This window comes from Rhizobium sp. 'Codium 1', from assembly GCF_020889605.1.
Classification (GTDB): Bacteria; Pseudomonadota; Alphaproteobacteria; order Rhizobiales; family Rhizobiaceae; genus Allorhizobium; species Allorhizobium algae.
Genome location: NZ_JAJGPW010000008.1, coordinates 156,896 through 175,589 on the forward strand (window position 1 = coordinate 156,896; position 18,694 = coordinate 175,589).

General features: G+C 62.9%; 24 protein-coding genes and 1 pseudogene. 17 read left to right on the forward strand and 8 right to left on the reverse strand.

The features are described from left to right. Nucleotides 1-222 precede the first annotated feature (222 nt). The 7 genes and pseudogenes from LJE98_RS18230 to LJE98_RS18260 all read left to right on the forward strand — a co-directional run bounded on the left by LJE98_RS18230 (nt 223) and on the right by LJE98_RS18260 (nt 6,376). Complete coding sequence (locus LJE98_RS18230) at nt 223-1,785, forward strand: helicase HerA-like C-terminal domain-containing protein (protein WP_229576685.1); 1,563 nt, start codon at nt 223-225, stop codon at nt 1,783-1,785. Between the two features lie 270 nt (nt 1,786-2,055). Then, complete coding sequence (locus tag LJE98_RS18235) at nt 2,056-3,036, forward strand: hypothetical protein (RefSeq protein ID WP_229576686.1); 981 nt, start codon at nt 2,056-2,058, stop codon at nt 3,034-3,036. Nucleotides 3,037-3,126: 90 nt separating this feature from the next. Next, nucleotides 3,127-4,383, forward strand: a complete 1,257-nt coding sequence (locus tag LJE98_RS18240) for a phage tail tip lysozyme (protein WP_229576687.1) — start codon at nt 3,127-3,129, stop codon at nt 4,381-4,383. 200 nt (nt 4,384-4,583) lie between these two features. Beyond that, entirely contained in the window at nt 4,584-5,390 is an 807-nt protein-coding gene (locus tag LJE98_RS18245; protein WP_229576688.1) for an EAL domain-containing protein, read from the forward strand. 50 nt (nt 5,391-5,440) lie between these two features. Continuing rightward, on the forward strand, nt 5,441-5,761 hold the full coding sequence (locus LJE98_RS18250) for a YnfA family protein (RefSeq protein ID WP_229576689.1): 321 nt from the start codon (nt 5,441-5,443) through the stop codon (nt 5,759-5,761). A gap of 59 nt (nt 5,762-5,820) precedes the next feature. Continuing rightward, nucleotides 5,821-6,068 (forward strand): annotated as a pseudogene (locus LJE98_RS18255) (BrnT family toxin). Continuing rightward, on the forward strand, nt 6,065-6,376 hold the full coding sequence (locus LJE98_RS18260; RefSeq protein ID WP_229576690.1) for a BrnA antitoxin family protein: 312 nt from the start codon (nt 6,065-6,067) through the stop codon (nt 6,374-6,376). Before LJE98_RS18255 ends, LJE98_RS18260 begins: the two are co-directional and overlap by 4 nt. A 23-nt stretch (nt 6,377-6,399) precedes the next feature. On the opposite strand, the gene LJE98_RS18265 is transcribed toward LJE98_RS18260, so the two are convergent. Further along, entirely contained in the window at nt 6,400-7,035 is a 636-nt protein-coding gene (locus LJE98_RS18265) for a LysE family translocator (protein ID WP_229576691.1), read from the reverse strand. A 122-nt stretch (nt 7,036-7,157) separates the two neighbouring features. Between LJE98_RS18265 and LJE98_RS18270 the strand changes: the two genes are divergently transcribed. Then, a complete protein-coding gene (locus tag LJE98_RS18270; RefSeq protein ID WP_229576692.1) occupies nt 7,158-7,850 on the forward strand; it encodes a helix-turn-helix transcriptional regulator in 693 nt (230 codons plus the stop codon). 91 nt (nt 7,851-7,941) lie between these two features. On the opposite strand, the gene LJE98_RS18275 is transcribed toward LJE98_RS18270, so the two are convergent. Next, nucleotides 7,942-8,991 (reverse strand): fatty acid desaturase, encoded by a 1,050-nt coding sequence (locus LJE98_RS18275; RefSeq protein WP_229576693.1) that lies wholly within the window; start codon nt 8,989-8,991, stop codon nt 7,942-7,944. Between the two features lie 377 nt (nt 8,992-9,368). After that, a complete protein-coding gene (locus LJE98_RS18280) occupies nt 9,369-9,692 on the reverse strand; it encodes a hypothetical protein (RefSeq protein ID WP_229576694.1) in 324 nt (107 codons plus the stop codon). A 541-nt stretch (nt 9,693-10,233) separates the two neighbouring features. On the opposite strand from LJE98_RS18280, the gene LJE98_RS18285 reads away from it, so the two are divergent. The 3 genes from LJE98_RS18285 to LJE98_RS18295 all read left to right on the forward strand — a co-directional run bounded on the left by LJE98_RS18285 (nt 10,234) and on the right by LJE98_RS18295 (nt 11,327). Further along, nucleotides 10,234-10,443, forward strand: a complete 210-nt coding sequence (locus tag LJE98_RS18285) for a cold-shock protein (RefSeq protein ID WP_006727165.1) — start codon at nt 10,234-10,236, stop codon at nt 10,441-10,443. A 231-nt stretch (nt 10,444-10,674) separates the two neighbouring features. Then, nucleotides 10,675-10,917, forward strand: coding sequence for a 30S ribosomal protein S21 (gene rpsU / locus LJE98_RS18290; RefSeq protein WP_102021643.1), 243 nt, complete (start codon nt 10,675-10,677; stop codon nt 10,915-10,917). A gap of 182 nt (nt 10,918-11,099) precedes the next feature. Beyond that, nucleotides 11,100-11,327 carry a hypothetical protein gene (locus LJE98_RS18295; RefSeq protein ID WP_229576695.1) on the forward strand — a complete coding sequence of 76 codons (228 nt, stop codon included), beginning with the start codon at nt 11,100-11,102 and terminating at the stop codon, nt 11,325-11,327. Between the two features lie 75 nt (nt 11,328-11,402). On the opposite strand, the gene LJE98_RS18300 is transcribed toward LJE98_RS18295, so the two are convergent. From LJE98_RS18300 to LJE98_RS18310, 3 genes are read right to left on the reverse strand one after another with little or no spacing between them, the layout of a single operon-like run. Further along, complete coding sequence (locus LJE98_RS18300) at nt 11,403-12,179, reverse strand: VOC family protein (protein ID WP_229576696.1); 777 nt, start codon at nt 12,177-12,179, stop codon at nt 11,403-11,405. A gap of 30 nt (nt 12,180-12,209) precedes the next feature. After that, the gene (locus LJE98_RS18305; RefSeq protein WP_229576758.1) at nt 12,210-12,698 is read right to left on the reverse strand and encodes a DUF1579 domain-containing protein; all 489 of its coding nucleotides are present in this window, start codon (nt 12,696-12,698) and stop codon (nt 12,210-12,212) included. Nucleotides 12,699-12,711: 13 nt separating this feature from the next. Next, complete coding sequence (locus LJE98_RS18310) at nt 12,712-13,443, reverse strand: DUF899 domain-containing protein (protein ID WP_229576697.1); 732 nt, start codon at nt 13,441-13,443, stop codon at nt 12,712-12,714. 49 nt (nt 13,444-13,492) lie between these two features. Between LJE98_RS18310 and LJE98_RS18315 the strand changes: the two genes are divergently transcribed. Beyond that, nucleotides 13,493-13,939 (forward strand): MarR family winged helix-turn-helix transcriptional regulator, encoded by a 447-nt coding sequence (locus tag LJE98_RS18315; RefSeq protein ID WP_229576698.1) that lies wholly within the window; start codon nt 13,493-13,495, stop codon nt 13,937-13,939. A gap of 90 nt (nt 13,940-14,029) precedes the next feature. Continuing rightward, nucleotides 14,030-14,668 carry a glutathione S-transferase family protein gene (locus tag LJE98_RS18320; RefSeq protein WP_229576699.1) on the forward strand — a complete coding sequence of 213 codons (639 nt, stop codon included), beginning with the start codon at nt 14,030-14,032 and terminating at the stop codon, nt 14,666-14,668. A gap of 156 nt (nt 14,669-14,824) precedes the next feature. Here LJE98_RS18320 and LJE98_RS18325 read toward each other — a convergent pair whose 3' ends face one another. After that, nucleotides 14,825-15,247 (reverse strand): organic hydroperoxide resistance protein, encoded by a 423-nt coding sequence (locus LJE98_RS18325; RefSeq protein WP_229576700.1) that lies wholly within the window; start codon nt 15,245-15,247, stop codon nt 14,825-14,827. Nucleotides 15,248-15,389: 142 nt separating this feature from the next. Between LJE98_RS18325 and LJE98_RS18330 the strand changes: the two genes are divergently transcribed. The 4 genes from LJE98_RS18330 to LJE98_RS18345 all read left to right on the forward strand — a co-directional run bounded on the left by LJE98_RS18330 (nt 15,390) and on the right by LJE98_RS18345 (nt 17,833). Beyond that, nucleotides 15,390-15,845, forward strand: coding sequence for a MarR family winged helix-turn-helix transcriptional regulator (locus LJE98_RS18330; protein ID WP_229576701.1), 456 nt, complete (start codon nt 15,390-15,392; stop codon nt 15,843-15,845). A 182-nt stretch (nt 15,846-16,027) separates the two neighbouring features. Then, nucleotides 16,028-16,891 (forward strand): class A beta-lactamase, encoded by an 864-nt coding sequence (gene bla, locus LJE98_RS18335; RefSeq protein WP_420710172.1) that lies wholly within the window; start codon nt 16,028-16,030, stop codon nt 16,889-16,891. Next, entirely contained in the window at nt 16,888-17,283 is a 396-nt protein-coding gene (locus tag LJE98_RS18340) for a hypothetical protein (RefSeq protein WP_229576703.1), read from the forward strand. The genes bla and LJE98_RS18340 overlap by 4 nt, the downstream gene beginning before the upstream one ends. Nucleotides 17,284-17,428: 145 nt before the next feature. Then, nucleotides 17,429-17,833: a host attachment family protein gene (locus LJE98_RS18345; RefSeq protein WP_229576704.1), complete on the forward strand. Its 405-nt coding sequence runs from the start codon at nt 17,429-17,431 to the stop codon at nt 17,831-17,833. 102 nt (nt 17,834-17,935) lie between these two features. Here the strand turns inward: LJE98_RS18345 and LJE98_RS18350 are convergent, their stop codons facing one another. After that, nucleotides 17,936-18,643, reverse strand: coding sequence for a L,D-transpeptidase (locus tag LJE98_RS18350; RefSeq protein WP_229576705.1), 708 nt, complete (start codon nt 18,641-18,643; stop codon nt 17,936-17,938). Nucleotides 18,644-18,694 lie beyond the last annotated feature (51 nt).

Sequence of the window (18,694 nt, forward strand, 5' to 3'; positions counted from 1 at the left end):
GGCATTTTTTGACGTTGACGTCAACGTAACGGAAGTCGTTTCCGAACTCAAGCGCCTGTCGGCTCGGGCCGGTGAAATTTGCCGGGACCGAAGGGGCGACCGCCTGACCATCCGGAAGCGGGTCCCCTGCATCATGGCGGGACATCCGACCGTTGTCGATGTCCGATACTGCACCTATAAGAGAAAACTGAAGTCCTGATGACGAATGGGAGACACGTCCGCATGCTGCAAGAAGGTTCGCTCTATCTCGGCACCAGCCGCAATCCGGACGACAGCCTGAACAAGGCCGAATATCTGGCTTTGAAATACGGCAACCGCCATGGGATCGTGACCGGGGCGACCGGCACCGGCAAGACTGTGACGCTGCAGGTGCTGGCGGAAAGCTTCTCCGAGGCCGGCGTGCCGGTCTTTGCCTCCGACATCAAGGGCGACCTCTCCGGCATTGCCGCCATGGGCGAACCGAAGGACTGGATCACCCAGCGCGCGGAGCAGATCGGTTTCACCGATTTTGCGCCAGCCGAATTCCCCGTCATCTTCTGGGATCTCTACGGCGAGAAAGGCCACCGGGTGCGCACCACCGTGGCCGAGATGGGGCCGCTGCTTCTGTCGCGCCTGATGAATGCCTCGGAGGCCCAGGAAGGCGCGCTCAACATCGCCTTCAAGATTGCCGACGAAGGCGGGCTGCCGCTGATGGATCTCAAGGATCTGCAGGCGCTTCTGACCTATATGGCCGAGCATGCGACGGAATTGTCCAGCCAGTTCGGCCTCATCTCCAAGGCATCGATCGCGACGCTGCAGCGAGGCTTGCTGATCCTCGAACAGCAGGGGGCGGAGAATTTCTTCGGTGAACCGGCGCTCAAGGTCACCGACATCATGCGCACGACGAATGACGGGCGCGGTGCGATTTCCATCCTGGCTGCCGACAAGCTGATGATGAATCCGCGTCTTTACGCGACCTTCCTGCTCTGGCTGCTCTCGGAACTGTTCGAGGAACTGCCCGAGGTGGGCGATCTCGACAAGCCGAAGCTGGTCTTCTTCTTCGACGAGGCCCATCTTCTCTTCAATGACGCGCCGAAAGTGCTGCTCGAGCGGGTCGAGCAGGTCGTGCGCCTGATCCGCTCGAAGGGCGTCGGCGTTTACTTCGTTACGCAGAACCCGCTCGACGTGCCGGAAACCGTGCTCGCCCAGCTTGGCAACCGGGTGCAGCACGCGCTGCGCGCCTATACGCCGCGTGAGCAGAAGGCGGTGAAGACGGCGGCAGACACGTTCCGGCCCAATCCGGCCTTCGACTGTGCCGATGCGATCTCCCAGCTCGGCATCGGCGAGGCGCTTGTCTCGACACTCGAAGCCAAGGGCATTCCCTCCATGGTCGAGCGCACGCTGATCCGTCCGCCCTCCGGCAAGGTCGGGCCGATCGACGATGCAACACGTCAAAAGGTGATGAACCTCTCGCCGGTCGCCGGGCAGTATGACGTCGATCTCGATTCGGAATCGGCCTACGAAATTCTCATGGCACGGGCCAAGAAGGCGGCCGAGGCGGAAGCGGCCAAGCGCGCGGCCGAGGAAAAGGCCGAGAGCGGCGACAGCGCTGCCGGTCGCTGGACGCTTCCCGGTTTCGGCGACGAGCCGACGGAGACATCCTCCGGCCGCACGACGACCAAACGCCGCTCCGGCTATCAGCGCGAGAGCGTCATCGAGGCGGCGATGAAGAGCGCGGCCCGCTCGGTCGCGACCTCCGTGGGGCGGGCGCTGGTGCGCGGGATTCTCGGCAGTCTGAAGCGGTAAGTTCACAAAATAACACCCGTTTTTGCCTTTGCGTGACCGCGCAAGCGAATGCAACCCTTGATTACATTATCGCAACAAATGCACGCAGTATTTACTTGCGTGTAACTTCATGTATCCTCCACTTCCGGTGGCGGTTGTCATTCGGACAAACGCAGATGGATGCGGGCTGACGCCAGCGTCTGGGGGACATGATGGCTCATTCTCGAGCGGTCACGCGACCGCGCGCACGCTTCACTTTTGCACTGATTCCGCTCTGTCTCGGCGGATGCAATGGTGCTGTGGATCTGGCTGACGGGATCGCGCCTTGTCCTGCAGGGCCCGAGCGTCGAGGCGGCCAGCAGCAACCGCTCAACCGTGCTGGACGGGCTTCGCCGGGATGCCGGGTACGGAAACGTGGAGGCGGGATGGTATGACGTGACGCTCGCCGGCTTCAACTATGTCGACGATGCCTGCTCGGCCTATTTCGATCGTCTCTTCAAGCTGAACAGGCGCAAGGACGCAATCCGGTCGACGCTTTCGGTCGGCGGGCAGACGACGAATGCCATTCTCTTTGCAACCAAGGCCTCCCAGCTTTCCATGGCGGTCGTTGCACAAGCCTTCGGGCTCGCCTCCAGCCTCACCGACATTGTCAGCGGCACCTATCTCTACCAACTGCCGCCAGCGACGACGAAATCCTTCGTGGCCAAGCTGTCGCGTGCCTATCGCGAAGGGGCGGCACAGCAGAAGTCGGGGATCAACGGACCGGCGTCTGCCTATGGATATGTTCGCGGCTATCTCGACCTCTGCCTGCCGGCGACCATCGAGGCCTCGCTCGTGGAGCATGTCGGAGCGGCAACCGCCGTGCCGGTGAGCGCGCCTGGCGCCAGCAGTGTCGGCGTCAAGGTCGGAAGCGAGCGCGATCCCGAGGTCGCCGCAGCCCTTCAGGAGCCGACAAGCGCCACGACACCCCTGCCGCCGCAGGGCCCGCGCCGCGACGTTCCCCGGTTCAGCGCGCTGATTTCCACCGAAAGACTGAAGCGCATCCAGGCGCTTGTCTGCGTGCCGAGCGACGGGCAGCCGGGACCTGCCACGGATCAGGCGATCCGGCAGTTTCTATTGGGCCGCAACGTCTTGCGACCAGATACGGAGACGAGTGGCATCAACAGTGCCGAAGTCGAGATGCTGACCGAGGAGGCGGACCTCGCCGCCGGGAAAACCTGCGCGCAACGCGGCGTCAGGGATGCTTTCGACGCGGGAGAGCAGTCTCGCTGATGGCGGGCCGGGGAATTGCGAGACCCTTCACCCCGGCCTGACCACACCGACGATCGATCCGCAGCAGAAACGTCATCAGGAGGACATGCCATGGCCATCATGATTGCAGATCGGACACTCCGGGAGACGGCCGGCGGTGCACCGACCGAAACCGCGCTCAAACATGGCACGGTGGTCGAGGTGCTGGACGACAGCACATTGCCCTGGACGAAGATCAGGGTGAAGGAAACCGGCCAGGAGGGCTGGACCACTGACGGCGCCATCGACAAGGCGTCCGATTCTCTCGGTCCCCTCAGCCGCGAGGAGGTCGCCTGGGAATGCGTCGATCTGGCCGGCGTTTTCGACATCAACGCCTTCTATCTGATGGCCGTGGCGCAGCTTCGGAGCAATGTCACCGGCTGGGCGACCGATGACGGTTCACGTTTCGGCCCTATCGGATTTTCCAGACAGGAATGGTCGCTCAATGCCGTCCAGCCCGAATGGAAGATCGAATATTCGTCAGACCACATCACGCGCTGGCGCGCGCAGATGGTGGTCTTTGCGGCGATGGCCTCGACCCGACAGCGGGCGCTGGCCGACATGCTCTCGCGGCAGCCCAGCATGGCGGAACTTCTGCTGGCCCAGGTTCTGGGAACAGAGGCCGCTGCACTTGCCATTGCGACACCGGCAACCGGTCTCGCCGATATCCTCGATGTGGCGCGGCGCAAGGCGGCCTCCGAAAAGATCGATGCCGCCAATCTGGATGGCCGCGACAAGCCGCTTCTGTCGCGCGATGGCAAGACTTCGCTGGGCCTGGTCGGAGACCACCTCGAGGCCGCGCTCGCGGCGAGCCGCGGACCGGTTCGCGAGGAGGTGGACAAGATGATCGCCAAGCTCGATGAGCACTTCGGCCCTGCCCTGCCGGCCACAGGCATCAACCTGAACTCCCCCCATATCCCTGCCTCGCGCAGGGCGATCGCAAGCCTGATCGCGGAGGGATTCGCAGCGGCGGGTTTCGGCGCGATCCAGCAGATCGCGGCCATCGCCAATGCAATCGCCGAATCGGGCCTGAACCCGGCCGCGGAAAATCTGAACGGCGAACGCAGCTTCGGGCTCTTCCAGCTGAACCAGAATGGTGGGGTGGGCACCGGCTTTCCCGAAGCGGAACTGAAGGACCCGAAGCGCAACATTGCCATCATGCTGGCCGAGATCGGCAAGCCGCATCAGAAACCACACCGGCAACGTTTCATGGCAACGACCAGCCTGCTGGAGGCCGTGCAAACCTTCGTGTTTCATTTCGAAAAACCGGGGGACAAGGCGGGCGAGACCACGAAACGCTTCAAGATCGCGCAAACGCTGGTGCCCTGAGAGGACGCGCGAGATCTATCGTTTCCAGATGCCTCACCGCCCTGCCGACGCTTGCGTTTTTCCGCAGGCGACAAGAACTGAGTGACAAAAGCTCGCCGTTTCCGCAGCGTTTTTGTTCACCTCCGAGCAACTAAGCCTGATATATGATGTGCGTTGATACAATTCACGGGCAATGGCCCTGTGGGTTCATGGGGTCGAGTTTGGACAGCACTCTGGATCAAATCGTTCTGGTCAACAATGCAAAGCGCGCGCTTGAACGCGGTCGCTTCGAACTCACCTATCAACCCACCTATTCCGTCGATCAGCGCGAAGTGGACAGCGTCGAGACCCTGCTGCGTTGGCGTCTGGGGCCTGACCGGCTGGCGGCCGCGCAGGATTTCCGCTCCGTCTTCCACGATCCGATGCTGTCGCTGTCGATCCGCGACTTCGTGCTTTCGACCACGCTGCGCCAGGCGGCGCGCTGGAGGGCCGAGGGGCATGATTTCGGTCGGATCAGCGTCAATGCCACGGCCTTCGACCTGTGTGCGGGGGATTTTGCCCTGCGCCTGACCGACATGGTGCAGGACTTCGGCCTGACGCCAGACATGCTGGAGATCGAGGTTGCCGAGCCTGCCTTTTACGGCCCGCTCGCCAAGCCGGTCAGCCTGGCGCTCGAGGCGCTGCATTATTGCGGCTTTGCGCTTGCGATGGACAATTTCGGCGCCACCCATGCCGGGCTTTCGGCACTGCGCAATCACAGCTTCCAGCGCCTGAAGATCGACCATTCGCTGATGCGCAGCGCGCTCACCAGTCCCGTCGACAAGGCGATCGTGCGCCATGTCATCGCCCTCTGCCACGATCTCGGCATGATCGTGACGGCTGCCGGCGTGGAAAACGAGGACCAGATGGAAAGTGCCGTACAGCTCGGCTTCGACAGCGTGCAGGGCTTCTTCGTCTGCTTCCCGAAAGAGGCGGACCTCTTGCCGCGGGTCTGTCACGTCCTGAACCTGCAGGGTCGTTCGGGCTGAAGTCTTCCCCGCCCTTTCGCAGGCCTTCGTGACATGAGAAGATCAGCGCCATGACCCTGGTGATCTATTCCCTTGCCGCACTTGCCGAAATTGCCGGATGTTTTGCCTTCTGGGCCTGGCTGAAGCTCGACCGCTCGCCCCTCTGGCTCGTGCCGGGTCTTGCCTCGCTCGCCCTCTTTGCCTGGCTTTTGACGCTGGTGCCATCGGATGCGGCGGGTCGGGCCTATGCTGCCTATGGCGGGGTTTATATCGCGGCGTCGTTGAGCTGGCTCTGGATGATTGAAGGACAGCGGCCTGATCGATTCGATCTGACCGGCGCTGCGATTTGCCTCGCCGGGGCGGCGGTGATCCTGTTGCCAGCAAGGGGCTGAGCGGATTCCCCCAAAAACGCAGGATGCCGGCTTGCGGAATTTCCGTATATACATAAAATATGGTGATCGTCTGGGATGAACCGAAGCGGCAGCAGAATCTGGCGAAGCACCGGCTGGACTTCGCGGATCTCGACATGTCGTTCTTTCTGAACGCATCGATCCGGACGGCAAAGACCGGTCGGGCGATCGCAATCGGTGAGTTCAGGGCCGGATCATCATCGCGGTCGTCTTTCTGCCGATGGGACGTGAAGCGATCTCGATCATCTCCATGCGACCAGCCAGCCGGAAGGAAAGGAGCGAGCCATGAAGAACAAATTCTCCTCGGCCCGTCCGCTGACAGATGCGGAAGAGGCCGAGATCCAGGCAATGATTGCGTCGGATCCGGACAATCCCGAACTGACCGACGAGGAACTGAAAGAACTCCGCCCCTTCCGCGAGGTCTTTCCCGATCTTGCCGCGTCGATCGACCGCAAGCTGGGGCGCCCCAAGGCCGAGACGCCGAAGAAGGCGATCAGCATCCGGCTCGACCAGGAGGTCATCGACCGGTTCAAGGCGAGTGGCGACGGGTGGCAGTCACGGATGAACAAGGCTTTGCGGAAGGCCGTGGGGCTTTAGGCCCCGCCCCTTCCCACCTCATCTCACCAGCTGCGCCACCCCTCGATCAGCATAAGCGCCGCCACGGCAACCAGCAGCCAGCCGGCGGCGCGGCCGAGCCAGATGGTAATCGCGGGCTTCGAGACCAGCGCCTCCCGGCCCCTCGCCGCAGCAAAGGCGAGCCCGCCATAGACCAGCGCCTGCAAGAGCAGGGTGAGCGCACCCATGACGAGGGCCTGGCGCCAGAAGGGCCCGTATTCGGGGCGCATGAATTGCGGATAGACGGCGAGAATGAAGAGCCAGGCTTTCGGATTGAGCAGGCAGGTGATGAGGCCCTGGGTGAAGATGCGCGCCGTCCGGTACAGCCTCGACGCCTCGATGCCGTCGATGACGATGGCGCTTTTCGCCAGCGTGTAGCCGATCCAGATCATGTAGGCGGAGCCAATCACCAGCATGGGGCCGGCAAGCTGGGGCACGAACGTCGAGAGCGCCGCAACGGCGATCGTGCCGAAGAGCGTGTGGAAGGCGCCGCCGAGCATGATGCCCGACGTCGCGGCAATGCCTGCGCGGCGACCACCCGTCAGTCCATTGGCGATGACGAAGATCATGTCCATGCCGGGAACGATGATGATGCCGGCGAGCAAGAGGGTGAAGAGCCAGAGGTTTTCGGCATAGGTCATGTCAGTAGGATCTCCTCAGTTGCGCAGACAGCCCGGTCGGAACCGCCTGTTTTCAATGTGTTGGAGATGATTTAGACAAGGGCTACTGACAAAGCTGTGTCAGTTGAGATGAGGTCTGACCCATGCGCAAGGCGTCCCGGCTGTTCGAGATCATCCAGACCCTGAGGCTTGCTGCCCACCCGATAACGGCGCAACAGATCGCAGAAAAGCTGGAGGTGACGCAGCGGTCGATCTACCGCGACATCGCGGCACTCCAGGCGATGCGCGTTCCGATCGAGGGTGAACGCGGCGTCGGTTACATCCTCAGGCCCGGTTTTCACCTGCCGCCGCTGATGTTTACCGCCGAAGAGACCGAGGCGATCGTGCTTGGCATGGCCTTGACCCGACGCACGGCAGACAAGGAGCTGCGCGAGGCGTCACTGCGCGTGCTCGACAAGATCGCGGCGGCGGTTCCGGGGCCGCTCAAGGAGGCGATCGTGTCGCGCTCGCTCTATGCCTGGGGACGGGTGGCCGAGGCGCCCGATGCGATTGACTTCTCGATGATCCGCCGCGCCATCCGCGATGAGGAAAAGCTGGAGATCGATTATGTGAACGAACAGCAACAGGCGACGACGCGGCGCATCCGGCCGATCGCAGTGATCCATTATGCCGAGGCTGAAGTCATCGTCGGCTGGTGCGAGTTGCGCGGCGCGCTCCGCAATTTCCGCGCCGACCGGATCAGCGCCTGTCGGGCGACGGGGAACCACTTCCGCCGTGAAGGGGACCGGCTGCGCAAGCTCTGGGTCGCAGGATGGGAAACGGGTGCGAAGAGCTGATTCGGTGGCGCTGCGCCCACAAAACAAGACGCCCGCCGCTTGCGGAGCGACGGGCGTCAACTGATCCTGGACCGTAAGGAGAGGCGCGGCCTCAGGCCACCGCCATCCGTCGCGCTTCCCGAAACGATACCAGCCGGCCACAGGCCTCGTCCCAGAGAACGAGTTTCACGCAGGCGAAGCTTTCCTTCAGCGTGATGCGGCTGATGGTCTTCAGCTCGGGATGGTCGCGCAGGACTTCGGGCAGACGGTAGAAGGGGATCTTGCTCGACAGGTGATGCACATGGTGCACGCCGATATGGCCGGTCAGCCAGCGCAGGCCCCAGGGCAGGTCGTAATGCGAGGCGCCGTGAAGGGCCGCATGCTGGAACTGCCATTCCGGCGAGTTCGACCAATGGGTGTCTTCAAACTGGTGCTGGACATAGAAGAGCCAGATGCCGAGTGCACCGGCGAGCAGCACGATCGGCAGATGCACGACGAGGAAGGTATCGAGGCCGGCGATCCAGATCATCAGCGCGGCCATAGCGACCATGCCGGCATTGGTGGCCATGGTCGAGACCCAGGGCAGAGCGCCATCCTTCATCATGCCGAAAGGCAGACGCTGCTTGAGCAGGAAAACCCAGATCGGACCGATGCCGAAGAGGACGATCGGATTGCGGTAGAGGCGATAGCCGAGGCGGCCGAGCGGCGAGAGCGCGCGGTATTCGGCAACGGTCAGCGTGGTGATGTCACCGACGCCGCGTTCATCGAGATTGCCGGCGGTCGCATGGTGTTCGGCATGCGCGCGGCGCCAGTAGTCGTACGGCGTATAGGTCAGCACACCCAGAAGACGACCGGTCCAGTCGTCGACCGAGCGGCGGGCGAAGAAGGCGCCGTGGCCGCAGTCATGCTGGATGATGAAGAGGCGCAGCAGGAATGCGGCGGCCGGAACGACCAGGACGAGACCCGGCCAGAAGGCAAACTGGAAGCTCGCCCAGGCACCGGCCCAGAGAGCCAGGAAAGGTACGAGGGTGACGGCGAGCTCGACGCTCGAACGCGTCAGGTTCGGCTTGCGATAGGCATTGACGATCTTCAGCCAGGCCTTGGCATCGGGCGTCTCGTCCTTGGGGGTCTGATCTTCGCGGTAATCGAATGCAGCGCTCACAGGCCGGCCTCCGAAAGGTTTGCATGATCGGGAAAGGCGGCGGAGGGGCTGGATGCGCCCAAAATCGGGGCGCGCGACACGGGGCATCCGAAGGAGAGGCCCGCAGCAATGGTCATGGTCGGCTGGCTTTCGTGGCTTAGAGATCGCCCGTCACTCCAGGAACGGGTGCGCTCTCCTAGCAGATCGCCGCCGGCTTGTCGCTATGGAACTCGGAAACGAAACCGACTGCGGCATTTCGCCGGGCCGCAACCCGGCCCAGAGCCCGTCACGATCCGCCCCGGCCCGGTCCGGCACGGGGCGCAGTTTTCCGTGATATCGCGATCGGTGTCGGCCGACCTTATTTTGCCGGTTTGAGCGTGGCGAGGATCTTGCCGACTTCAAGCAGGTTCTCCTCCTCGGTCTCGGTCGACGCCCAGTAGGCGATGATGGCGATCCCCGTCTGCCGAGAGCGCGACGATGCCGACGCCGATCGACACGGGACCGTCCTTGTCCGTGCCTTTCCATTCGATGCTCTGGAAGGGCATGCCGTTCAGTTCATCCTCGGTTTCCTTCTGGGCGCCCGGATCCGCCGTCACCCCATTCTCCTCCAGGAAGGCGAAGACATCGGTCATGACCTGCTCCATGTCCTCAATGCCTGCGATGTCGAAGGAGATATAGGTGCCGGCGTCAGGCGAATTGCCCTCGATCCCGTCGTCGGTCACGGTCGGCTGCCAGTCATCCGGAATCTCCACGGTTGCGGCGGGTTGATCGGCCGGAAAGGTGAAGCTGCCGGCAAGCGGTGCCGTGGCGGAGATCAGGAGAACGGCCGTTGATGAGAGAGAGCCGTTGCGCCGACAGTCTGCCCTGACGGCAAGGGTGGCCGGATGATGCCACTCCCAGCAAGGTCGCTGAGAGAATCGTCGTACTGTTTTTGTGTGGACCCGCCCGTGGCAGATCCGCAGCCAGGTTTCAGGATTTTCGCGCAGGAGTGCGGATAAGGCGCCTTGCCGACGCTGACAGCGCCCTTTGCCAGAATCCCGATTTGTCGGGCACTTGGGGCTCCATACAGTCGCAATTGCCACAGCCCCGGCGCAAATGGCCATTTTTGCTTGTCAGCGAGGCTCGCACCCACTATATTGCCGCCATCGAAGATTGCGAGCGACTTTGTCTACGCGCCCCGGCGCACGCCAGATTTCCTTCAACGTCGATATACCAGCCGTCGAATGTCTCGGCGGCACGCCCAACGATTGAAAGGAAATCGTTATGAACACAGGTACCGTAAAGTGGTTCAACAGCACCAAGGGTTTTGGCTTCATTCAGCCGGATGAAGGCTCTGCCGACGTGTTTGTCCACATCTCTGCCGTTCAGCGCGCCGGCATGCGCGATCTCGTCGAAGGCCAGAAGATCGGCTACGACATCGTTCAGGACAAGCGTTCGGGCAAGAGCTCGGCCGACAACCTGCGCGCCGCTTAAAGATTTGTCGCTCGCCCCGCTGACCACGGACGTACCGCAGCGGGGCTGAGTGGCGACAAAAGGTCGGGTTTCGCCCGGCCTTTTTTATTGTTCGCCTGACGCAACTCCTGTATGCGATGGGCCAAACCCGATTTTTCGGGATCTTCGCCGGGGCGTGGCGCGTTAGCCTGCAGTATCCCCTTTTTCGCAACACCAGATCAATCGGGCTCGACGCCCGGAAAGGAAACGACCGTGCAAGTTCTCGTTCGTGACAACAATGTCGACCAGGCGCTCCGCGTGCTGAAGAAGAAGATGCAGCGCGAAGGCCTGTTTCGCGAAATGAAGGCTCGCAGCGCCTTCGAAAAGCCGTCGGAAAAGCGCGTGCGCGAAAAGGCTGAAGCCATTCGCCGCCAGCGCAAGCTGGCGCGCAAGAAGATGCAGCGCGAAGGCCTGCTTCCGGCTCCGAAGAAGGCTGCCGTTCGCGGCGCACGCTGATCCGACCCCCTCCGTGCGCCCTCGGGCGCGCGGATGTCCGACCAGGAGGAAGGCCACCGGCCTTTCCTCGGTCACCGGCTTCGGTCACCGGCCACGGTCATCGGACCATTTCCTCGGGCCAGGGCCGCCGGACCTCACCCCCATGCCGAGACAGGCAGCCAGGCTGCAGGAAGGACTCCGAGATGAACGCTACCAAAGATACGTTTTTCAAGCCTGAGAAGGTTTCGCCGCAGGACAAGGCCGCGACCACCGACAGCGTCGCGCGTTCATTGATCGCAGCGGAAGCCACTGCGCGCGAACGCAAGACCGAGGCGTTGAAGGCGCTGCGCATGCAGCGCGAAGCCGTCGAGGCCGAAAACGCGCCCGCACCGAAAAAGCGCGCGGTGAAAAAGGCCGTGAAGCGCGGCTGAGGCCAGCGAATGCGGACCCTTACAGCAGAATTCGACAAAGGCCGGATGGCAATATGCCACTCCGGCCTTTGCGCGTCATTTCGTGGCTGACGTCAGGTTGAAGTAAGCGCCCTGCGGATCCTGACAGGCGGCGATCCATGAGCCGCCGGGAACCTGATGGGGACCCATCAGGATCTCGCCGCCAAGCGACTTGACCTTCTCGACCGCCGAATCGATCCCGGGCACGATGAAATAGTATCCCCAATAGGCCATGGGCATTTCGGGGCGCTTGGTCATCATCCCGCCAATGCCGCGATCACCGAGCTTGAAGGTCTGGTAGATGCCCATGGCATCCATGTCGACGGCCATGTCCTTTTCCCAGCCGAATCGGGCGGCGTAGAAGTCCCAGACCTTTTCCCAGTCGCCAGCCATGAGCTCGTTCCAGCCGACGGTGCCGGTGCTGCCGGGGGTGGGCCAGGTGCCGGTGCTCCTATCTTCCATCATCGGGGTCATGATGCAGACGACGGCACCTTGCGGATCGGCAACGACAGCGAAGCGGCCGACGCCGGGGATATCTTCCGGGGGACGGCAGATCACGCCACCTTCCCTTTGATAGTCCGCAGCCGTTTTATCGACGTCATCGACGGCGATATAGCCGGTCCAGTTGGGCGGGATGCCCTGCCCTTTCATTTCCTCGGTCAATGCCATCATGCCGGCGACACCAGAGGGAAATCCGGGGAGGGCAAACGATGTGTATGTGAAGCCTTCCATTGGCATGTCGGTCGGCTCCCAGCCGAGCAGCGGACCATAGAAGGCTTTCGCCGCGGCGGGGTCAGGTGTCATCAGTTCGTGCCAGATGAATGTGCCATGCATGCGCAGTCCCTCTCTCCTTGTGGCCGGCCTTCAGCCGGCGCGTTTTGCCTGGCTGGTCATGAAGGTCTTGAAAGTCCCGTCCGGCTGACGCACGCTGCCGGAGAAGGTTCTGGTGTCATCATCGATGAAGTGGATGACATCCCGATAAAGCTCGGTGCGCTCGGGGTCCTGCATGCTCGGGCCTTCCGCCTCGAGCACGAGCGTCTGGCCGTCATCCTCGATCCAGCCCTTGTAGACCCAGAACTTGTCCATCATGGACCCGACCCAGCTGCCGACATAGTGACCCAGCCGCGGGTCGTAGCCAAGGGTGATGATCATCGTGGCGCGACTGCCATCCGGCATGCCGCCCTCACCTTCGCCCACCATCCAGAGGCCGCCGACGGAGCGGAAGGTTTCAGTCCAGCGCTTGGCTGGATCATCGGGATCGTAATCCGGGTGGCCGGTCGAGGTGACATAGAGCCAATCACCAACGAGGCGCTCGAGCAAACGGTGATGTTCGGTAGGCTTCGGGAATTCCATCATGCAGTCTCCCTCAATGGCAGGAGCCGGCCTTTTCTACCGGCTTAGCGGCATATTCGTCCTTGCGCTTCACGAAACTCAGCGTGCCGGTCTCGTTGCGACCGAGCGGTGCATGATCCAGGATCATCAAGGTCCCGAGAGCCTCTTCGCCTCCACGGGCATATTGCGAATAGGTATGGAAGATCTCGCCCTTCTCGTTCCTGTAAAAGGCCGAGAGGCCGGGCAGTTCATCATGCGCCTGCTCGCGCGGCGTGTCGCGAAAATTGTAGCTGACCGTGTCCGAGGCGAGCTGCTCGGGCGTGAAGGAGACGTGGAAATCGTAGTTGAACTGACTGCCGAAGGAGGACACCCAGGGAAAGATCCAGTTCATCCGGCGCTTGTAGGCCTCGATCTTGTCGAGCGGGGCGCGCGAGACACAGACGAAGGTGACGTCGTGGTTGTTCAGGTGCGGCAGCATGCCATCGATATGGTCGCCGAAGAAGGAGCAACCGGGGCAGCCGGCCTCCCAGTCGGGGCCGAACATGAAGTGATAGATCATCAACTGGCTGCGCCCCTCGAAGAGATCGGCGAGCAGCACCTCCCCCTTCGGCGTCTGGAAGCGGTAGTCCTCGTCGATGCGCACCCAGGGCAAGGCGCGGCGCTCCGCATTGACGCGATCGCGATGGCGGGTGAGTTCCTTCTCCTTAGCGAGCAGGGCCTTGCGGGCTTCGAGCCATTCCTCCCGCGAAACAACCTGACAGTCCATCTTGCCGTCCTCCTCTTGACATATATGTTGATATCAACATATTTATTCCATGTCAAACGGGCCACTGATTCCCTATTCCACCACCATTCACATCAAAGACACCTGCCTTTGCCTGCATGCCCAGCGCGCAGCCCGAGCGCTTGGACGCCGCTTCGATCTGGCGCTGAAGCCTGTCGGACTAACAAACCAACAGTTCTCGTTGATGATGGCGCTGAACCGGCCGGAACCGCCGCCGATGGGCCCTGTTGCCAGACTTCTGGCCATGGACCGGACCACGCTGACGGCCGCCCTGAAGCCGCTGTCGGCGCGCGGCTGGGTGTCCATCGAGCCTGACCCGAAGGACCGGCGCGGCAAGCGGTTGCGGCTGACGCCCGAGGGCAGTCTGGCGCTTTCGGACGCCGTCCCGATCTGGAAAGATGTGCATGCCGCCATCGAAGCGACGATGACGAGCGACGCGCATGTGCTGCGCCAGGGGCTGACGGAGGTGAGCGGCTGATCCAGCTCCACCACACCCGGCGGCTGGCCATCATCCGGTCGCGCCCGCGGGCTTTTTTCCACCGCACGGAAGAGGCAACGAAGGAACGCCATGACGAATATCACGCTGACGACGTATGACTGGGTGCCGGAATTGCCGCGCGGCTATGTGCGCGACCTCAGGATACGCTGGGCACTGGAAGAAGCCGGCCTGCCCTATCAGGTCGCCAGCACATCCTTTCGCCAGCGCGAGGCGGACCATCTCGCGCACCAGCCCTTCGCGCAGGTTCCCTGGTTGACCGATGGCGAACTCTCCATCTTCGAAACCGGCGCGATCCTGCTGCATCTGGGCAGCCGGAGCGAGCTGTTGATGCCGGGCGATCCGGCTGGACGGGCCAAAGTGACGGAATGGCTGTTCGCAGCCCTCAATTCCGTCGAGGCGGCCAGCCTGCCCTGGTCGATCCTGACCTTCTCCAAGCCGGAAGGCGGCATTCCGCAAGCCCTGGTGGGCTTTCTGTCCGCGCGGATCTCGCGCATGGAGGCGGTGCTGTCGAGCGGCGACTGGCTTGCCGGTTCGTTTTCCATCGCCGATATCGCCATGGCGGATGTGCTGCGGCTCGTCGGGCGGCTCGGCGGCCTTTTAGATTATCCTGCCTGCCAGGCCTATGTTGCCCGGGCCACCGCAAGACCCGCCTTCATCCAGGCCCATGCCGATCAGATGGCGCATTTTGCTGCGGCCGATACGCGCTGACGGCCGAGCAAGGCTCAGAGATCATCGAGACTTCCGCATCTTCCTCTGGCCACCTCCCCCGTGTCCAGCAAGCCATACCTCCGCAACGCGGCTGACGCAAAAAAAGGCCGGCACAAGGCCGGCCTTCGGGCGGTGGATCTTAAAGGGGCCAGGCGATCAGGCGACCGTGACCGGCACTTCGGTCGAGGTGCGCATGGCGTGGCTGTAGGGGCAGACGATATGGGCTGCGGCTGCGAGGCGCTCGACCAGCTCGCGGTCAAGGCCGGGCACTTCGACGGTGAGCTTGACCTCGATGCCGAAACCGCCGCCGTCTTCACGCGGGCCGATGCCAACTGCGGCATGCACCTTGGCGTCTTCCGGAATCTTCACCTTTTCCTTCGAGGCGACGAACTTGAGCGCGCCGAGGAAGCAGGCGGAATAACCGACGGCGAACAGCTGTTCGGGATTGGTGCCGGTCGCGCCGTCGCCACCCATTTCCTTCGGGGTCGTCAATGTCACATCAAGTACGCCGTTGTCGCTTACGCCGTGGCCGGAGCGGCCGCCGGTGGCATGGGCGTGCGCGGTATAGAGGATTGCCATGGGTGTTCTCCTTGTTTGACGGTTGGTAATGTTTATATAGAGCACAATTGAATTGTGCACAATTGTTTTTTGCGCATTGAAATGTGCGCCAGTTTTGGCCACTGTGGAAACAATAGATGCCGAAGGGGGTTCATCAAGGGCCATGACCGACGAAACACTCGAAAAGGAACTAAGGCTGGACAAGCAGCTGTGCTTTGCGCTCTACGGCGCCGCACATGCCTTCACGCGCGCCTACAAGCCGCTGCTCACGCCGCTCGGCCTCACCTATCCGCAATATGTGGTGATGATGGCGCTGTGGGAGGAGGACGACCTTTCGGTAAAGGCGCTCGGCGAAAAGGTGGGGCTCGATTCCGGCACGCTTTCGCCGCTCCTGAAGCGGCTCGAACAGATCCAGTATGTCTCCCGTCGCCGCGATGCGGCTGACGAACGCGTGGTCTTCATCACCCTGACGGAGGAAGGCCGGGCGCTGAAACGCCGGGCGCTGGAGGTCTTCTCGACGATCGGCAACCAGACCGGCTGCGACATTGCCGAGATCGAAAGCCTGCGCGACAGCCTGAACCGGCTGAAGGACCAGCTGGAGACCGTGCACGAGCGTTGAGGTCGGGATCATCCCCGGCCACAGAGGCTGAGCGGAAAGCGGAAATTCCGCCCCGTCATCGGACACGGAAGGGAGCCCGGCATGTCATCGCTGCGCCTCGCTCCTGCCTTGTTCGCCTTCAATCTGGAAGGCGCGACAGGGAGAACCGCATGACAAGCATCCGACCTATCACGCCATTTCGCATGACCGCCCTTCTGTTGGGCATTGTCCTGCCGGCACTGCTGCATGCGCCCGGGCCGGCGTCGGCGCAGGTCAAGGACGCCGATCCGGTGACAGCAGCCGCAGAGCGCGTCGAGACGACGCTCGGCATGCGCGTCGGCTTTGCGGTCATCGATACCGGCACCGGCGCAATGCACGGCTACCGGGCGGGTGAACGCTTTACCATGGCCAGCACCTTCAAGGCGCTCGCCTGCGCCGCTGCCCTCTCTTCCGGCGACGCCGTGCTCGACAAGAAACACAGGATCCGCCAGGCAGATCTGCGCCCGCATTCCCCCGTCACGGAAAAGCGGGTCGGCACGAGCCTTTCCACCCGTGCGCTCTGCGAGATCACCCTGCGCACCAGCGACAATGCGGCTGCCAATACCGTCCTGAAAGCGATCGGCGGTCCACCTGCGCTGACGGATTTTCTGCGGCGCACCGGCGACGGCACGACACGGCTCGACCGATACGAACCGGAACTCAACCAGGCAACCCCCGGCGATCCGCGCGACACGACCACGCCGCAGGCCATGGCCAGCACCCTGCGCCGGCTGCTGCTGGACGGTGCGCTCGAGCCTGAGGCCGCGGACCAGCTGGAATCCTGGATGGCGGCGAATGCCGTGGCGGGCGGCTTGCTGCGCGCCAAGCTGCCGAAGGGCTGGAGGATCGCCGACCGCAGCGGTGCCGGTGGCCACGGAACGCGCGGCATCATCGCCCTTCTGCGACCGCCGGAGGGTGCTCCACTGGTCGTCGCCATCTACATGGATGGGCGAAAGCACCCGCTGAAGACAAGGGATGCCGCCATTGCCGAGATTGGTGCTGCGATCTTTGCGGAATACGGTCAATGACCGGCCATGCGACGACGACGGGCCACGCGATTTTCCGTCTCGGCCTCGCCCTTGTCTGTCTGACGGCGGGTGTCGTTTCGATGACGATGTTGAACGCCCAGGCATGGGCGCAAGAGGCCGGCACGACGGTAGAGGGGCGGTCGGACTGGCAACGGACGAAATGCGAGGTCTATGCCAGGGCCCTCGGCGACATCCTCGACCACGTCGGGCATGACGGTGCCTCCGACCGTTTCCTGGCCCGGAACCGGGAATTTATCGACAGCGGCTGCCTCGCCGATGTCGATGCCTGTCCGGAGACCGATACCGATATCGAGGTCGCCAACGGGCTGACCATTGCCACCATGAATGCCGGGGCTGCGAGTTCTTTCAGCCCGTTTCGCTGTCGGGGGTGAGGCCGAAGGCAGGAGGTCGGATTGCCATGCCGGCGATCGGGGCCTGCGATGAAGGAACGATCAAAAGCCCGAGGGGTTGTCCTCCGGTCACCTGCGGCAGCGCCACCTTCGGTGGACCTCGCACAGACCAGCAAGGAGAACTTTCATGCAAGTGCCCCAGAACACCGTCATTGCCGTCGCCGACGGCGAGAAGCTGAGCCTTTTCCAGAACGAGGGCAACGCGCTTGATATCAAGCTGAAGGCCATGCCGGCGGAAGAGATCGACAGCTCGAAGATCACCTCCGGCAACCGTCATTCCAGCAGCGCCGCCAATCCTGACGACAGCCAGCAGGAGGAAGACGGTTTCGGCAGCGGCATCACCGACATGCTGAACCGCCATGTGCTGGACGGCAAGATCAAGAACCTCGTCATCATCGCCGCGCCGCGGACGCTGGGCGAGATGCGCAAGGGCTATCACAAGCAGCTTTCGGCCGTCCTGATCGGCGAACTCGACAAGGACCTGACCGGCCATACGGTTCAGGACATCGAAAAGGCGCTCGAGGCCGCCTGACCTCCGCCAGCGCGGAACACAGGCCAATATGAGGAAGGCCCCGTCGGTTTGCCGGCGGGGCCTTTCGTCTGTGCTGAAATCGCTGAACGGCGTTGCCGGCCGTTACTGCCGGACGACGATCTTCGCCTTGTTCGGCACGCGCTCATAGAGGTCGATGACGTCCTGGTTCATCAGGCGCACGCAGCCCGACGAGACGGCCTTGCCGATGGAATTCCATTCCGGCGAACCATGCAGGCGGTAGAGCGTGTCCTGTCCGTTCTGGAAGATGTAAAGCGCGCGGGCACCGAGCGGGTTGTCGATACCGCCCGGCTTGCCACCGTTGCGCACCGAATAGATCTCCAGTTCCGGCTGGCGGGCGATCATCTCGTCCGGCGGGGTCCATTTCGGCCACTTCTGGCGCCACTGGATCACACCGGCGCCACCCCAGGAAAAGCCGTCACGGCCGATGCCGACGCCGTAACGCATGGCGGTGCCCCCGCGTTCGACGAGATAGAGGAAGCGGTTTGGCGTATCGACGACAACCGTGCCGGGGGCCTCACCGGTGGGATCGACGACCTGCTGGCGATAGAAGCGGTCGGGGATCTTCCAGTAAGGGACGGCCGGAATGACGAAACCGCCGTCATAGACTTCGCCATACATGGCGTCGAGTTCGGGCGTGCGACCCTTCGGGGCGGCGGGGACGGCCGGACCATCGAGGCGGACGCCGGGAGGGAGCGGACGGGAGGTGGTGCAGCTTGCGAGCAGCGAGGCGGCTCCGAGGCCTGTCAACGACAGAAGCGAACGGCGGGTCAGGGGAGGCATTGAAGACATGTAGGTTACAAATTTCCTGTGGCAGCGCTGCGGAGGAAGACGCCGGGAGGT

What these genes read in the sequence shown, in the direction of transcription:
- LJE98_RS18230 (WP_229576685.1), top strand. Translation starts at nt 223, where the DNA reads ATGCTGCAAGAAGGTTCGCTCTATCTCGGCACCAGCCGCAATCCGGAC.
- LJE98_RS18235 (WP_229576686.1), top strand. Translation starts at nt 2,056, where the DNA reads ATGGTGCTGTGGATCTGGCTGACGGGATCGCGCCTTGTCCTGCAGGGC.
- LJE98_RS18240 (WP_229576687.1), top strand. Translation starts at nt 3,127, where the DNA reads ATGGCCATCATGATTGCAGATCGGACACTCCGGGAGACGGCCGGCGGT.
- LJE98_RS18250 (WP_229576689.1), top strand. Translation starts at nt 5,441, where the DNA reads ATGACCCTGGTGATCTATTCCCTTGCCGCACTTGCCGAAATTGCCGGA.
- LJE98_RS18260 (WP_229576690.1), top strand. Translation starts at nt 6,065, where the DNA reads ATGAAGAACAAATTCTCCTCGGCCCGTCCGCTGACAGATGCGGAAGAG.
- LJE98_RS18265 (WP_229576691.1), bottom strand. Translation starts at nt 7,035, where the DNA reads ATGACCTATGCCGAAAACCTCTGGCTCTTCACCCTCTTGCTCGCCGGC.
- LJE98_RS18270 (WP_229576692.1), top strand. Translation starts at nt 7,158, where the DNA reads ATGCGCAAGGCGTCCCGGCTGTTCGAGATCATCCAGACCCTGAGGCTT.
- LJE98_RS18285 (WP_006727165.1), top strand. Translation starts at nt 10,234, where the DNA reads ATGAACACAGGTACCGTAAAGTGGTTCAACAGCACCAAGGGTTTTGGC.
- LJE98_RS18295 (WP_229576695.1), top strand. Translation starts at nt 11,100, where the DNA reads ATGAACGCTACCAAAGATACGTTTTTCAAGCCTGAGAAGGTTTCGCCG.
- LJE98_RS18300 (WP_229576696.1), bottom strand. Translation starts at nt 12,179, where the DNA reads ATGCATGGCACATTCATCTGGCACGAACTGATGACACCTGACCCCGCC.
- LJE98_RS18305 (WP_229576758.1), bottom strand. Translation starts at nt 12,698, where the DNA reads ATGGAATTCCCGAAGCCTACCGAACATCACCGTTTGCTCGAGCGCCTC.
- LJE98_RS18310 (WP_229576697.1), bottom strand. Translation starts at nt 13,443, where the DNA reads ATGGACTGTCAGGTTGTTTCGCGGGAGGAATGGCTCGAAGCCCGCAAG.
- LJE98_RS18315 (WP_229576698.1), top strand. Translation starts at nt 13,493, where the DNA reads ATGTCAAACGGGCCACTGATTCCCTATTCCACCACCATTCACATCAAA.
- LJE98_RS18320 (WP_229576699.1), top strand. Translation starts at nt 14,030, where the DNA reads ATGACGAATATCACGCTGACGACGTATGACTGGGTGCCGGAATTGCCG.
- LJE98_RS18325 (WP_229576700.1), bottom strand. Translation starts at nt 15,247, where the DNA reads ATGGCAATCCTCTATACCGCGCACGCCCATGCCACCGGCGGCCGCTCC.
- LJE98_RS18330 (WP_229576701.1), top strand. Translation starts at nt 15,390, where the DNA reads ATGACCGACGAAACACTCGAAAAGGAACTAAGGCTGGACAAGCAGCTG.
- bla (WP_420710172.1), top strand. Translation starts at nt 16,028, where the DNA reads ATGACCGCCCTTCTGTTGGGCATTGTCCTGCCGGCACTGCTGCATGCG.
- LJE98_RS18340 (WP_229576703.1), top strand. Translation starts at nt 16,888, where the DNA reads ATGACCGGCCATGCGACGACGACGGGCCACGCGATTTTCCGTCTCGGC.
- LJE98_RS18345 (WP_229576704.1), top strand. Translation starts at nt 17,429, where the DNA reads ATGCAAGTGCCCCAGAACACCGTCATTGCCGTCGCCGACGGCGAGAAG.
- LJE98_RS18350 (WP_229576705.1), bottom strand. Translation starts at nt 18,643, where the DNA reads ATGTCTTCAATGCCTCCCCTGACCCGCCGTTCGCTTCTGTCGTTGACA.